The organism is Rhodoplanes sp. P11 (genome assembly GCF_964266735.1).
Taxonomy (GTDB): domain Bacteria; phylum Pseudomonadota; class Alphaproteobacteria; order Rhizobiales; family Xanthobacteraceae; genus Rhodoplanes; species Rhodoplanes serenus.
Window position 1 is genome coordinate 150,527 of record NZ_CAXWGY010000019.1, and the last position, 12,124, is coordinate 162,650.

Below are 12,124 nucleotides of genomic sequence, written 5' to 3' on the forward strand. Positions count from 1 at the left end.
CGAACAGCAGAGCGTAGGTGGCAGGGCGTTCCCGGCCGGCGGTGCCGTTGCCGGGAACGGTGGTGTCGCGGCGAGCGTTGCGAGGAGCACGCCCCCGCGCCGAGCGGACCATGGCATGACCGACTGGGTGATCCTTCTCCAGAATCTCGCCAACGGCGTCCTGATGGGCGGCGTCTACGCGCTCGTCGGCGTCGGGCTGACGCTGGTGTTCGGCGTGATGCGGACCATCAACTTCGCGCATGGCGATTTCGTCGTGCTCGGCATGTATGCGGCCGTGCTGTTCAACGCGCTGCTCGGCTTCGATCCGTACCTGTCGCTGGTGATCGCCGTGCCGGTCGGCTTCCTGACCGGGATGCTGGTCGAGCGCCTGGTGCTCGCCCGCATCGTCGACGCGCCGCCCGAGTCGGCCTTGCTCGCCACGCTCGGGATCTCGCTGATCATCGGCAACGCCATCCTGCTCACGGTCGGCGGCGAGCCGCGCTCGGTGCAGGTCGCGTACGCATCGACCACGATCTCGATCGGCGGCGTCCACGTGTCGATGGTGCTGCTCGTGGCCGGCGCCGCCACCGTCGCGGCGATCGCCGGTCTCTATGCGCTGCTGCACCGGACCGAGATCGGCCGCGCCATCCGCGCCACTGCCGAGAACCGGCTCGGCGCCGAGCTGGTCGGTATCGACACGCGCACCATCCACGCCATCGTGTTCGGGCTCGGCACCATGCTGGCGGTGGTGGCCGGCGTCACGCTGATCCCGCTCCTGTTCGCGACCCCGACCAACATGGGGGCGGTGTTCACCCTCAAGGCGTTCGTGGTGACGGTGCTGGGCGGCCTCGGCAGTGTCGGGGCGGCGATCGCCGGCGGCATCGTGCTCGGCGTCGTCGAGGTGCTCGGCGCCTCCTATCTCGCCTCGGAGTATCGCGAGGCGTATGGGCTCGCCGCCTTCCTGCTGATCCTGCTGTTTCGCCCCGAGGGCCTGTTCGGCCGCACGGTGAAGCGCGTATGACGACGCATCTCGTCGGCCTCGGTGTCCTGGTCGTGGTCGGGGCCGTGTATCCGCTGGTCTTCCCCGGCGCTCTCACCATCGCCATCACGGTGCTGCTGTTCGCCGGCTGGGCCACCGCCTGGGACGTGCTGGGCGGGTGGAACGGGCAAGTGAGCCTCGGCCACGCCTCGTTCGTCGGGCTCGGCGCCTATGTGGTGGCGATCGGCGCCTCGCACGGCATCGCGCCGTGGTGGGCGCTGCCGCTCGCGGCCGTCGCGGCCGCCGTGCTGGCCTATGGCTGGGGCTGGACGACGTTCCGGCTGCGCGGGCCGTACTTCTCGCTGTCGACCATCGCGGTGGCGGAGATCCTGCGGCTAATCGCCATCAACGAAGGCTGGCTGACCGGCGGTGCCACCGGGGTGTTCATCGCCACGCTGCCGGAGCCGTTCGGCATCGACCTGTTCTCGCGCACCGCGCAGTTCTACCTGGCGCTCGCCTTCGCGGCCGGGGTGATCGCCACCGTCATCGTCGTGTCGCGCATCCGCTTCGGCTATCAGCTCCGCGCGGTGCGCGAGGACGAGGAGGCCGCGATGGCGGCGGGCCTCGATCCGACCGGCGTCAAGCTGCGCGCCTTCATGCTGTCGGCGGCGCTCACTGCGGTCGGCGGCGGCCTCTACGGCATGGTGCTCGCCTTCATCGAGCCGCACGTCATCTTCTCGCTGCTGCTCTCGGTGCAGATCGCGCTGACTGCCATCATCGGCGGCCGCGGCACCGTGTGGGGGCCGGCCGTCGGGGCGCTGATCCTGGTCGGGGCCGGGGAGGCGTTCCGCACCACCTTCGCCCAGGCCAACCTGCTGATCTACGGGGTGCTGATCCTCGCCGTGGTGCTGTTCGTGCCACGCGGCATCGTCGGCGAGCTGGTCCGCCGGCATGTGCGGAGGCGCTATGCGCGACGTGCTCAGAGCTGAGCAGATCACGGTCCGGTTCGGCGGCGTCACCGCCGTCAAGGCGGTGTCGCTGGCGCTTGGCGCCGGCGAGATTCTCGGGCTGATCGGCCCCAACGGGGCCGGCAAGACGACGCTGTTCAACGCCATCACCGGCTTCGCGCCGATGCAGGCGGGGCGCGTGACGCTGGAAGGCCGCGATGTCGGCACGCTGCCGGCCTTCGCCCGCACCCGGCTCGGCTTCGGCCGCACGTTCCAGACGGAGCGGCCGTTCGAGGAGCTGACGGTGCTGGAGAACGTGCTGGTGCCGGCCTTCCTGACGGAGCCGCGGCGGCGCGAGGCCGAGCGCCTCGCCCTGGCGGTGCTCGGCGAGGTCGGGCTCGCCGATCGTCACGACCAGCCGGCTGCCGATCTCAATCTGGCGCGCCGCCGCCGGCTGGAGCTGGCCAAGGCGCTCGCCGTGACGCCCAAGGTGCTGTTCCTCGACGAGATCATGGCGGGCCTCAACCCGCCGGCGCTGCGCGAGATGATCGCGCTGGTCCGCCGGCTCGCCGAGCGTGGGCTGGCGGTGCTGATGGTCGAGCACATCATGCAGGCGGTGGTCGAATTGTCGGACCACGTCGTCGTGCTGGCCAGCGGCGAGACGATCGCCGAGGGGGCGCCGTGCGACGTGATGGCGAACGAGCGGGTGATCGAAGCCTATCTGGGAACCGACTGATGACGGCGGACCCGATCCTCAGCGTCGAGGACGTCGTCCTCGGCTATGGCAGCCTCGAGGTGGTGTCGGGGGTGTCGCTCGCGGTCGGCCGCGCCGAGCTGGTCGGGCTGGTCGGCGGCAATGGCAGCGGCAAGTCCACCATCCTGCGGGCGGTATCCGGGATGATCGCACCGTGGCGCGGCCGCATCGTGTTCGACGGCGAGCCGATGACGGCGGCGCGGCCGCACCAAATGGCGCGCCGGGGCCTCGCGCACGTGCCGATGGGCCGGCAGCTCTTCCCCAACCTGACGGTGCGCGAGAACCTGCTGCTCGGCGCCTGGCTGCCGGCCGCCCGCGCGGCCCGCGACGCGGCGCTTGGGCGGGTCGAGGCGCTGTTCCCGGAGCTCGCCCGGCGGGCGGGAGCGCGCGCCGGCACGCTCTCGGGCGGCCAGCAGCAGATGGTGGCGATCGCCCGCGCCCTGATGCTGGGGCCGAAGCTGATGATCATGGACGAGCCGAGCCTCGGCCTGTCGCCCCTGCTGGTGAAGGAGGTGATGGCGGCGATCCGCCGCGTCGCCGAGACCGGCATGCCGATCCTGCTGGTCGAGCAGAACGTCAAGCAGGTGCTCGCCGTCAGCCACCGCACCTATGTGCTGGAGAACGGCCGGCTGGTGCTCGACGGCCCGTCGCAGGAGCTCGCGGGCCACCCGATGATCCGCAAGGCGTATCTCGGCCTGTGAGGCGAGGGCGCTCCGCGGCGCGACGCGGCCGAGGGTCGGCCTGCGCCGCCCGGCATGCGCGCCTTCGCGTGGGGCCGCACGCGAGGGGCCGCACGCGAGGGGCGGCCTCTGTCCGGCCATCGAACCAGACCCGCGGAATTGTCGGCCGTTTTGTCAGAAGGATTGTTGACAATTGTCCGGGCGACCACGACGCTCGTCCGACCCGCTCCTTCGAGCGGGCCGTGGACGGCCACCCGGGCTCGCCGATGTTCGGCCGCCACGCACGGCTGGATTCATCCCCCAGAGCGATGGAGCCGACGATGCGACGACGAGAGTTTCTCCTGGCGGCCGCGGCCGTGGTGGCCACCGGCGCGAGCACCCACGGGGAGGAGGCGTGGCCCTCCCGCAACGTCTCGGTCATCGTGCCCTTCTCGGCCGGCGGCACCACCGACATGTTCGCGCGCCTGTTCGCGCAGGGCATGCAGGAGAAGTACAAGCCGCCCTTCGTGGTCGAGAACAAGGCGGGAGCGGGCGGCACCCTCGGCGCCGCCTGGGTGGCGCGCGCGCGGCCCGACGGCTACACGCTGCTGGTCGGCACCGCCAGCACCCAGGCGATCGCGCCCTTCGTCTACAAGGACCCGCGCTACGACGCCGACAAGGACTTCGTCGCCATCAGCCTGTTCGCCAAGGTGCCGAACCTGCTGACGGTGACTCCCAAGCTGCCGGTCAGCACCGTGGCCGAGCTGATCGCCCATGCCAAGGCGCGCAAGGAGCCGCTCGCCTACGGCTCGTCCGGGGTCGGCAGCGCCACCCATCTGCCGGCCGAGCTGTTCCGGATGATGGCGGGCATCGAGCTGGTCCATGTGCCCTACAAGAGCTCGAACGACGTCGCTGCGGCGCTCGTCGGCGGCCATGTCGACCTCGCCTTCGACAACATCACCTTCGCCTGGCCGCTGGCCAAGTCCGGTTCCGTGCGGGCGATCGCCGTGACCAGCACCGAGCGCAGCCCGACCGTCCCCGACCTGCCGACCATCGCCGAGACCCTGCCGGGCTTCGACGCGCCGTCCTGGCACGGGCTGTTCGCCCCGGCCGGCACGCCGCGCGTCGTGGTCGACCGGATCGCCGCCGACGTGAAGCGCATCTTCGGAACCCCCGAGATGGCCGCCAAGCTGAAGGAGATCGGCGCCGTGGCGGCGCCGCTCTCGCCGGAGGAGTTCTACGCCTTCACGGCGGCCGAGCGGACCCGCTACCGCGACATCGTCGTCCGCGCCGGCCTGGAGCCTCGGTGAGGTCCTGCGGGCCTCCCCGTCCGGGGAGGCCGAGAGGAACCGTGGGTCCTGCGGCCGTGACGGGGATGCGCGGCGCGTCCCGATGCGCTATACGGGCGACCGGCCAGGAGCCCGATCCAGCCCCCGCGGGCGGGCTCGCCGGCAGCATCCAACGGCCCCGTAGCTCAGTCGGATAGAGCAGCAGCCTTCTAAGCTGAAGGTCCCTGGTTCGAGTCCAGGCGGGGTCGCCAAAAACGCTTAAAAATCAATTTTCTCTACGCGGAGGCTTGGCGGTTGGAGTTGCAACCAGCTGCTTGAGTTGCAACTTTTCGACCCGGCTTGTTCCGCCGGAGCGCATCGGCGCCACAGGTTGCGCGTCGTGGCATCGAGCGTGGCGGCGCAGTCGGGCCGCCCGGATGGCGGCGTCGCAGCGCGCTGGCGAAATCACCGAGGATGAGGCAGGCGTCGGCCAGCGCCTCGGGCAGCGCGATGGCCGGCGTGCCGAGGCGACCCGTCATTATGGCGGCCTGGAGGATGGCATTCGGGCTGCTGTGGTGGTCAGTCATGCCGGAATTTCCGGGCTTTGGGCGCGGGACGGGGAGGCGAGGGGGCGCGGCTGCAGTAATGCCGTCAGGCGTGACACAACCCACGCGCGGGGTTAGCCGCTAGCCTTGCCCGCGTTCTGGGTGGGCGGTAGCTTAGGGCCGCGGAGAAGGGGGACGGGGGACGCGATGCGTGGTGTCGTAACGACAGTGACGGCGATAGCTCTGGCTGGGTGCGCGGCGCCTCACCAGATCAGGGACCGCAGCGATTTTCTCGCGGAGGCGACCCGGACATACCCGGGGGAGACGCGCGAGCGGCTCGTGACGGCAGCCGAACGGGTGCTCAAGCAATCGGATCCGGCCGATTTCGAGTTTCGCCACACGATGAATGGTTTCGTTGGGCTCCGCCGCTACGTGATTTATGTCGTCCTGGCGTCCAGCCAGGGGCGCGAAAAATGGGAATTTGCTGTGGAGGCCGAGGCGTCTGGCGCACTCCGCGCGTCGATCTCCGTATCCGAGGCGGGCACCTCCTACGGCGGCTCCAGCGCCACCCCCTATGAGGGGCAAATGGCGAGCGTGCCGCTTTATCGGCTGTTCTGGGCGCGGGTCGAATATGTGCTCGCGCGCCGCGCCGATTGGGTCACCTGCGACGAGGCCGCGCGAGAGGCCGAGGCGACCAACACCAATGTCGCCGTGGCACTCGGTGGCCTGTGCGGCCCCACCAGCGACGGGCGCTTGGCGCCACCACCCCCGCGGCTCGATCCGTTGCCTCCATCGGCCGCGCCATCCGCAGTGCACCGTCGTCGGCCCGGAGCCTGACGGGCCGATCAGCGAGCACCAGTCGGCCAAGTCGTCGACCGGCCTCCGAGCCAGGACGTTCACCCCGGGGCCGTGCGTCCACAGGGCGCGCGCCAGCGTGCATTTCCGGAAGCGCCTGTCCCGTGGGATGTGCCGGCAGGAGCCGCAGATCTCGCCGGACGGGCCGGTGCCGGGCGCGGCCGCATAGTCGCGGGGCTCGGTCGGACGGCGCTCGCCGCGCGGCCCGGTGACGCGGCCGACACGGCCCGAATGCGGGGTGTCGTTGAGGCAGCCCATTATGCAAGCCCCAGCGATGCAACAATCGCAGCCGAGATCAGCGCGAGGAATCGGGTGCATCTCAAGACTCGATCTGCGGCGCAGGGTAGCGCGCCGCGAGCTGATCGAGCGTGAGGCCCTCGTCGGCCGGGCCGAGCGGGTGCACGGCAGCGGCCGAGACCTCCTGGGGCTTGCGGCTTATGCGCTCACGGCGCAGTGGCGCAATGACTGGCTCGCGAGACGGGCCGTTCATGCCGAGCGGCCTGAATCGGTGGACGGTCCGGACCGTCGATCGTGACATGCCCCGAGGCCAGGAGACGCCGAGAGACGCCGCCTCCGCGCGCTCTTGCGAGGCGCTTCACTGCCGCCGGTTGACGTAGCGGATGCGCCAGCCGCCGGCGACGCGGTCGATGCGGGTCAGCGACAGCGGCGAAATCACGAACCGCAGCGCGCTTTCCGGCGGCACCTCCAGGGCGATGGCCAGCGCCGCCCGCACCGTGCCGGAATGCACCACCAGCACGGCGTCGCCCGCCGGCAGGGCCGCGAGGCCGCGCCGCACCCGCTCGATCTGGTCGATGAAGCTCTCGCCGCCCGGTGGCCGGTGGCGAGCCGGCTGGTCCCAGAACGCCCGGTAGGCGTCGCCGAGCTCGACCGCGAGGTCGTCGTGGCGGCGGCCCGTCCAGGCACCGAAGCCCTGCTCGCGGAAGTCCGGCTGCGGAACCGGCGCGAGGCCGAGCGCCTCGGCGGTGGCGAGCGTCCGGCGCGCCGGGCTCGCATAGACGGCGGCCTGGCTCGGCAGCAAGGCCCGCAGGGCCGCAAAGGCGGCATCGTCACCGACGTCGGCGGGCGCATCCGGCGGATGGATGACCTCGCGCGGCCCCGCCACCGGGGCGTGGCGGATGAGCCAGAGGCGCAGTTCGTCCGCGTCGACCATCGGGCTCATCCGAAGCGGGCTGCGCACATCACCAGGACGGCGATCTCGACGGTCTGCTCGGCGGCGCCGAAGACGTCGCCGGTGTGGCCGCCGATCTGCCGCAGCGCCAGGGCCGCCATGGCGGCGGCCGCCGCCACCGCCACCGCCACCGCGAACACCGCCTCGCGGATCGGCAGCATGATCAAGGTCAGCACCACGGCGATCACCGCCGCCGTCACGGCGACCGCCTGGGTCGGGGTTCCGGCCGCGTGGCCGAGCCCATCCTTGCGGGCCGGCGGCAGCCGTAGGGCGAGCAGCGGAATGGCGGCGCGGCCGAGCGCATAGGCGGTGACCAGCACCGGCAGAACCGCCACCCGGGGCAGTGCCGCGAGCGCCGCCATCTTGGCCGCGAAGGCCACCATCAGGGTCAGCGCCCCATAGGTGCCGAGGCGGCTGTCACGCATGATCTCGAGCTTCTTGGCCTTGTCCCGCCCGCCGCCGAAGCCGTCGCCGACATCGGCCAGGCCGTCCTCGTGCAGCGCGCCGGTGAGCAGGGCGCTGAAGCCGAGCGCCAGCGCGGCCGCCGCCAGCGGCGGCACGTCGATGAGAAGGAGGCCCAGATAGGCCACCCCGACGGCGCCGCCGATCACCCCCCCGACGAGCGGGAAGACACGAAGCGCGCGGGCGAGGTATGAGGGCGCCGGCCCGTCCGGATGCGCGACGGGAATGCGGGTCAGCAGGCTGATCGCGACGCGCAGATCGTCCTGCCACTCGCGCATGCCGTTTCCATTGCCAATATCGCTGGTCATCGAAAAGGACTCACCTTGATCTTCTCCACTCTAGACGAGCTTCGCGCCGCCTGTCGCGACCTGCCGGCCGGCGACGAGGCCGCCGCCGCCGAAGCCATCGCCCGCCAGGGCCAGCTCACCAAGCCGCCCGGCAGCCTGGGGCGGCTGGAGGATCTGGCGATCTGGCTCGCCCGCTGGCAGGGGCGGGCGATTCCCCGGCTGGACCGGATCGGGATCGTCGTGTTCGCCGGCAATCACGGCATCGCGGCCCGCGGCGTCTCGGCCTTCCCGATCGAGGTGACGGCCCAGATGGTCGCCAACTATGCGGCCGGCGGCGCTGCGATCAACCGTCTCGCCGAAGCCGCCGGCGCGGCCCTCTCGGTGGTGTCGCTCGACCTGGACGTGCCGACGGCCGACTTTACCCGCGCCCCCGCCATGGACGACGCGGCGTTCCTGGCCGCCGTCTCGGCCGGCTATGGGGCCGTCGCTCCCGATCTCGATCTGTTCGCGGTCGGCGAGATGGGCATCGGCAACACCACGGCGGCGGCGGCGCTGTGCGCGGCGCTGCTGGGCGGTGGCGGCTCGCGCTGGGTCGGCCGCGGCACCGGGGTGGACGATGCCGGCCTCGTCCGCAAGCGCGAGGCGGTGGACGCGGGCCTCGCCCGCCACGCCGGCCGGGTCGCCGATCCGCTCGCCGTCGCGGCGGCGCTGGGCGGGCGCGAGCTCGGCGCCATGCTGGGCGCCACGCTGGCGGCGCGGCGCCATCGTATCCCGATGCTGCTCGACGGCTTCGTCGCCACCGCGGCGGTGCTGCCGCTCGCCCGCCTCGCCGCTGATGGGCTCGCGCACTGCCGGGCCGCCCACGTGTCGGCGGAGCCGGGCCACAAGGCCGTGCTCTCGGCCCTCGGCCTGACGCCGCTGCTCGATCTGGGCATGCGGCTCGGGGAGGGCACCGGCGCCGCCACCGCCATGCTGCTCGCCCGCGCCGCGATCGCGTGCCACGCCGGCATGGCGACCTTCGCGGAAGCCGGGGTGGCCGAGAAGACGGTGTGACGTGGCCGCCGGGCGGCCGCGAGCGATCCGCCGGGGCGGCCGCATTGCGCCGCCGCCCCGAGCCTCTATGATCCCGGGCCGAACCCCCGGACCCATTCGGAAGACTTGGCCTTCATGACGGTGCATCAGAACTTCATCGGCGGCGCGTGGACGCCCGCCGGCAATGCCGCGCCCAACATCAACCCGTCGGACGTCGCCGACGTGGTCGGCGAGTATGCGCGGGCGAGCCGCGCCGACGCGCAGGCCGCCATCGCGGCCGCCAAGGCGGCGTTCCCGGCCTGGGCGCGCTCCAGCCCGCACGAGCGCTACGAGATCCTCAAGCGCATCTCCGACGAGATCCTGGCGCGCCGCGAGGAGCTGGGCCGGCTGCTCTCCCGCGAGGAGGGCAAGACGCTCGCCGACGGCATCGGCGAGGTGACGCGGGCCGGCCAGGTGTTCGGCTACTTCGCCGGCGAGGCGGTGCGCGTGGCCGGCGAGAAGTTCGCCTCGACACGGCCCGGCATCGAGGTGGACGTCACGCGCGAGCCGGTCGGCGTCGTCGCGTTGATCACGCCATGGAACTTCCCGATCGCGATTCCCGCCTGGAAGATCGCGCCGGCACTCGCCTACGGCAACTGCGTGGTGATCAAGCCGGCCGATCTGGTGCCGGGCTCGGCCTGGGCGCTCGCCGACATCATCGCTCGCTCGGGCGTGCCGGCCGGCGTGTTCAATCTGGTGATGGGGCGCGGTTCCGAGGTCGGCGAGGTGCTGCTGTCGCACGACGACGTGGCGGCGATCTCGTTCACCGGCTCGGTGGCGACCGGACGCAAGATCGCCCAGGCCGCCGTGACGGCGCCGGTGATGAAGAAGGTGCAGATGGAGATGGGCGGCAAGAGCCCGCTCGTCGTGCTCGACGATGCCGATCTGGCGGTTGCGGTCGAGTGCGCCGCCAACGGCGCGTTCTACCAGACCGGCCAGCGCTGCACAGCCTCGACGCGGCTCGTCGTCACCGAGGGCATCCACGACCGCTTCGTCGCCGGCCTCACCGAGCGGCTGAAGGCGCTGGTGGTGGACGATGCGCTCAAGCCCGGCACCAACATCGGCCCGGTGGTCGATCAGGCGCAGCTCGATCAGGATCTGCGCTACATCGAGATCGGTAAGCGCGAGGGTGCTCGGCTGCACTGGGGCGGCGAGCGGCTGAACCGCGACAAGCAGGGCTTCTATTTGCAGCCGGCGCTGTTCGTCGACTGCCGCAACGACATGCAGATCGCCCGCGAGGAGATCTTCGGGCCGGTCGCCGCCGTCATCCGGGTGAAGGACTACGAGGAGGCGCTGAGCGTCGCCAACGACACCACCTTCGGCCTGTCGTCCGGCATCTGCACCACGAGCCTGAAATACGCGACGCACTTCAAGCGCAACTCCGACGCCGGCATGGTCAACGTCAACCTGCCGACCGCGGGCGTCGACTATCACGTCCCGTTCGGCGGCCGGAAGGGATCGAGCTACGGCCCGCGCGAGCAGGGCCACTACGCCATCGAGTTCTTCACCACGGTGAAGACCAGCTACACCCTGGCGTGAGGTAGGCCGGCGAGGATGAGCAGGAGCCGTGGTGTGGGCCGCGGCCCGCTCCGGCCGACCAGAGCCGAACCACAGGATGAAGCGCGGATCGGTCGCGGCGCCGTCAGGCGCCGTCATCCCGATGCCGACGTGGCATTTGCTCTTCTACATTCGGAACGACGACTCCATCGGCCCGTTCTCCCGGCAGCGCGGACGCAGGCCGGCCGACGAGGCCGTCTGGTCACCCGACCGTCTGCGGTCGGCGCTCTGACACCATGGAGGACCCATGACATCCAAGCTCGCCATCGTCGCCACCGCATCGCTGCTCGCCGCGTCGTCCGCCTGGGCGCAGAGTTCCGGCTCCGGCAGCTCGACCTCCTCGCCGGGAGCCTCCGGCAGCGCACCGGGGCAACAGATGCAGGACCGCGGCACCACCGGCTCGGGGGCATCGGGCTACAGCCCCGGTCAGCAGATGCAGGACAAGGGGTCCAAGCCGGGTCAGCCCGGCGCCTCCGGCTACGCGCCGGGCCACACCTCGGGCCAGAGCACCGGCGGCTCCGGTACGGGCGGTTCGCGGACGGGCAGCGGCTCAGGCTCGCGCTGACGCATCGCGCGCCGCAACAGCCATATCGATCTGACATCGAACGGGAGTGTCCGGCCGTAGGCCGGGCGCTCCCGTCGTGTTTCGAGGCCCGCCCGTACGCGACCCGTTTCGACGCCGTGGAGTAGGGCGGGGCGATATTCCGCCCGTGGCCGATCCACGCTACGATTGCGACACGCGACGAGAGGCCGCCATGAACGTACCGCAATTGCGCATGGACAAGGCGACGTTCCTCGACTGGGCGGGTGCTCGGGAGGAGCGCTACGAGCTCGTCGGGGGGCGGGTCGTGATGATGATACGGCCATTGGTGGGGCACGCCCGAATCGTCCGGAACCTGATCCGGGCGTTGGACAGCAGGATCGATCACCAGAGCCTCGAGGTTCTGGCCGATGTGGCGACCGATACTGGGCCTTACACGATCAGGGCGCCGGATGTGCTGGTGGTCCCCCTGGGCACCGATTCAAAATCCAAGATGACCTCAACGCCGGTCCTGATCGCCGAGGTGCTGTCGGAGTCGTCGGGCACCATCGATCTCGGCGACAAGGTCGCCGAGTATCTCCGGCTGCCGAGCCTGCTCGCCTATCTGGTGGTGGCCCAGGACGAGCCGAAGGCATGGCTGTGGGTCCGTGCCGGCGAGAGCTTCGCGGCCGGCCCGCAGGTGATCGAGGGGCTGGAGGCCGTGGCCCCGGTCGGGCCGCTCGGCTTCGATCTGCCAATGGCCGAGATTTTCGCCGGCGTCCATGACGGCGGCCGCCGTGACGAGGCGCCATCCGCATCGTAGCCGGCCGTCGTCGAGACGCGGCAGGGGCCGCGCTCTGAAGTCCGGCTTCGAACCGCGCCTCTATCCCGCGACACCAAGCCCAGGACGGCTTGCATGCCGCTCCCGGGACGGCGCGGCACTCGCCCTCACGCGATCATCCAGACTGCGCGACCGTCACGACTGCGCTACTGTCACGACTCCATCATGCTGCTGCCGGAGTCGTGGCGGTCTCGAATCCGGCGCGTCGGTG

Annotated in this window: 12 protein-coding genes and 1 tRNA gene; 11 read left to right on the plus strand and 2 right to left on the minus strand. The window is 71.3% G+C overall.

Going from position 1 to position 12,124, the window contains the following annotated elements; translation table 11 throughout:
- Window positions 1-115: 115 nt before the first annotated feature.
- From ACFQUV_RS19820 to ACFQUV_RS19850, 7 genes are all read left to right on the plus strand, one after another.
- Entirely contained in the window at window positions 116-1,000 is an 885-nt protein-coding gene (locus ACFQUV_RS19820; RefSeq protein WP_129608543.1) for a branched-chain amino acid ABC transporter permease, read from the plus strand.
- Complete coding sequence (locus tag ACFQUV_RS19825) at window positions 997-1,947, plus strand: branched-chain amino acid ABC transporter permease (RefSeq protein WP_111383655.1); 951 nt, start codon at window positions 997-999, stop codon at window positions 1,945-1,947. The genes ACFQUV_RS19820 and ACFQUV_RS19825 overlap by 4 nt, the downstream gene beginning before the upstream one ends.
- Complete coding sequence (locus tag ACFQUV_RS19830; RefSeq protein WP_244601523.1) at window positions 1,925-2,641, plus strand: ABC transporter ATP-binding protein; 717 nt, start codon at window positions 1,925-1,927, stop codon at window positions 2,639-2,641. Before ACFQUV_RS19825 ends, ACFQUV_RS19830 begins: the two co-directional genes overlap by 23 nt.
- Window positions 2,641-3,360, plus strand: coding sequence for an ABC transporter ATP-binding protein (locus ACFQUV_RS19835; RefSeq protein ID WP_129608544.1), 720 nt, complete (start codon window positions 2,641-2,643; stop codon window positions 3,358-3,360). Before ACFQUV_RS19830 ends, ACFQUV_RS19835 begins: the two co-directional genes overlap by 1 nt.
- Before the next feature lie 299 nt (window positions 3,361-3,659).
- Window positions 3,660-4,628 carry a tripartite tricarboxylate transporter substrate binding protein gene (locus ACFQUV_RS19840; RefSeq protein WP_165363838.1) on the plus strand — a complete coding sequence of 323 codons (969 nt, stop codon included), beginning with the start codon at window positions 3,660-3,662 and terminating at the stop codon, window positions 4,626-4,628.
- 153 nt (window positions 4,629-4,781) lie between these two features.
- Window positions 4,782-4,858 (plus strand) — tRNA-Arg (locus ACFQUV_RS19845).
- A 612-nt stretch (window positions 4,859-5,470) separates the two neighbouring features.
- Entirely contained in the window at window positions 5,471-5,968 is a 498-nt protein-coding gene (locus ACFQUV_RS19850) for a hypothetical protein (protein ID WP_129608546.1), read from the plus strand.
- A 613-nt stretch (window positions 5,969-6,581) separates the two neighbouring features.
- Here ACFQUV_RS19850 and ACFQUV_RS19855 read toward each other — a convergent pair.
- Window positions 6,582-7,157, minus strand: coding sequence for a histidine phosphatase family protein (locus ACFQUV_RS19855; RefSeq protein ID WP_129608547.1), 576 nt, complete (start codon window positions 7,155-7,157; stop codon window positions 6,582-6,584).
- Between the two features lie 5 nt (window positions 7,158-7,162).
- Complete coding sequence (gene cobS / locus ACFQUV_RS19860; protein ID WP_244601524.1) at window positions 7,163-7,945, minus strand: adenosylcobinamide-GDP ribazoletransferase; 783 nt, start codon at window positions 7,943-7,945, stop codon at window positions 7,163-7,165.
- Between the two features lie 15 nt (window positions 7,946-7,960).
- On the opposite strand from cobS, the gene cobT reads away from it, so the two are divergent.
- The 4 genes from cobT to ACFQUV_RS19880 all read left to right on the plus strand — a co-directional run bounded on the left by cobT (window position 7,961) and on the right by ACFQUV_RS19880 (window position 11,895).
- Window positions 7,961-8,977, plus strand: coding sequence for a nicotinate-nucleotide--dimethylbenzimidazole phosphoribosyltransferase (gene cobT, locus ACFQUV_RS19865; protein WP_129608548.1), 1,017 nt, complete (start codon window positions 7,961-7,963; stop codon window positions 8,975-8,977).
- A gap of 114 nt (window positions 8,978-9,091) precedes the next feature.
- The gene (locus tag ACFQUV_RS19870) at window positions 9,092-10,534 is read left to right on the plus strand and encodes an aldehyde dehydrogenase family protein (protein ID WP_129608549.1); all 1,443 of its coding nucleotides are present in this window, start codon (window positions 9,092-9,094) and stop codon (window positions 10,532-10,534) included.
- Window positions 10,535-10,799: 265 nt separating this feature from the next.
- Window positions 10,800-11,117 (plus strand): hypothetical protein, encoded by a 318-nt coding sequence (locus tag ACFQUV_RS19875; protein WP_129608550.1) that lies wholly within the window; start codon window positions 10,800-10,802, stop codon window positions 11,115-11,117.
- Window positions 11,118-11,262: 145 nt separating this feature from the next.
- Complete coding sequence (locus tag ACFQUV_RS19880) at window positions 11,263-11,895, plus strand: Uma2 family endonuclease (protein ID WP_129608551.1); 633 nt, start codon at window positions 11,263-11,265, stop codon at window positions 11,893-11,895.
- Window positions 11,896-12,124 lie beyond the last annotated feature (229 nt).

Coding starts and splice junctions, on each gene's coding strand:
- ACFQUV_RS19825 (WP_111383655.1), top strand. CDS start 997: ATGACGACGCATCTCGTCGGCCTCGGTGTCCTGGTCGTGGTCGGGGCC.
- ACFQUV_RS19855 (WP_129608547.1), bottom strand. CDS start 7,157: ATGGTCGACGCGGACGAACTGCGCCTCTGGCTCATCCGCCACGCCCCG.
- cobS (WP_244601524.1), bottom strand. CDS start 7,945: ATGACCAGCGATATTGGCAATGGAAACGGCATGCGCGAGTGGCAGGAC.
- ACFQUV_RS19870 (WP_129608549.1), top strand. CDS start 9,092: ATGACGGTGCATCAGAACTTCATCGGCGGCGCGTGGACGCCCGCCGGC.
- ACFQUV_RS19820 (WP_129608543.1), top strand. CDS start 116: ATGACCGACTGGGTGATCCTTCTCCAGAATCTCGCCAACGGCGTCCTG.
- ACFQUV_RS19875 (WP_129608550.1), top strand. CDS start 10,800: ATGACATCCAAGCTCGCCATCGTCGCCACCGCATCGCTGCTCGCCGCG.
- ACFQUV_RS19840 (WP_165363838.1), top strand. CDS start 3,660: ATGCGACGACGAGAGTTTCTCCTGGCGGCCGCGGCCGTGGTGGCCACC.
- ACFQUV_RS19830 (WP_244601523.1), top strand. CDS start 1,925: ATGCGCGACGTGCTCAGAGCTGAGCAGATCACGGTCCGGTTCGGCGGC.
- ACFQUV_RS19835 (WP_129608544.1), top strand. CDS start 2,641: ATGACGGCGGACCCGATCCTCAGCGTCGAGGACGTCGTCCTCGGCTAT.